Source organism: Rhodococcus sp. NPDC054953 (genome assembly GCF_053609225.1).
On the sequence record NZ_JBSGXD010000080.1, the window covers coordinates 1 to 1,144 of the forward strand.

1 protein-coding gene is annotated in these 1,144 nt (G+C 67.2%); it reads right to left on the reverse strand.

Annotated elements, in window-relative coordinates; translation table 11 throughout:
* Positions 1-1,144 (reverse strand): DUF222 domain-containing protein (locus tag ACWF62_RS20605; protein WP_452631286.1); only part of this gene is annotated, 1,144 nt, incomplete at both ends.

The window sequence follows — 1,144 nt, forward strand, 5'->3', positions numbered from 1 at the left end:
GGTGGGCGTCGGTCCAGGCGGTGGGTCGGCCGCATCCTGGGTAGGCGCAGCCGCAGTCGCGGGCGTCGAGGGCGCGGCGGAGTCGGCGGGGGATGATGCGGGTGGTGTGGCCGATGTCGAGTGGGTTGCCGTTGTCGTCCATGACGATGGGGGTGATGGTGGCGTCGCAGGAGATGATGGCGGCGGTGTTGATGCTGATGGGTCCCATCCATGGCATCCACGCCGGACCCCTGCGGATGTAGCTGTGGCCGGAGCCTTGGACGGTGTCTCGGCGGTCGTTCCCGTACGAGCGGCCGCCGGCGTTGTTGTGGTCGGTGGGTGTGCCGTTGCCCCTGCTGCTTTCGTTCGGGGGTTTCGTTGCGGGGGTGTGTCGTGCGGTGGCGGTGGCGAGGTCGCCGAGGCCGACGAAGACGGTCATGTGGGGTTGTTCGCTGCCTTCGCTGGGGGCGTCGCCGGAGTTGAGGTAGTGGCGGATGATGTCGGCGAGGGCGTCGGCGCGGCGTTGGGGTGCGGGGCGTGGGTCGGGGTCGGGTTCGCCGTGGGTGTTGTCGCGTCCGGGTTGCGGCTTCGATAGTGCGGACAGGGCGGTGAGGACTTGTTCTCCGGTGGTTTTGTCGAAGTGGCCTTTGATTCGGAGTCGTCCGCCGGTGGTGGGGGTGGTGAAGAGTTCGTTGAGGGTGGTGTTCTCGTCGTCGGGTGGAACGCCGTCGTCGTCGTTGGTGAGCATGGTGCGGAGGGCGGCGACGCGTCGGGCGGTGTCCGCGCTGTGTTCGTGTTCGGCTGCTGCGAGGAGGTAGGTGGTGCATTGTTGGCGGCATTCGGCGATGGGGTCGATGTGCTCGCCGTTGATGTGGGTGGGGTCGAGGTCGGCGATGAGGTGGGGGATGTCGTCGAGGAGGGTGGTGATGGACCGGATCTGGTCGATGTCTGCTGTTCCGGCGGTGAAGGCGTCGGTGAGGGCTTTCCTGTCGCGGAGGTTTCGTCCGGTGGCGATGATTGTTTTGGCGGCTGCGGGGGTGAGTTTGCTGGTGTCGGAGAGCCAGGCTTGGGTGGAGGATGCGCCGAGTGTGTGGGTGGTGCCGCGTTCGTCGATCTCGTGGACGAGGTGGACGCGGAGGGCGTCGAGTTGGCGCAGTCGTTGGGA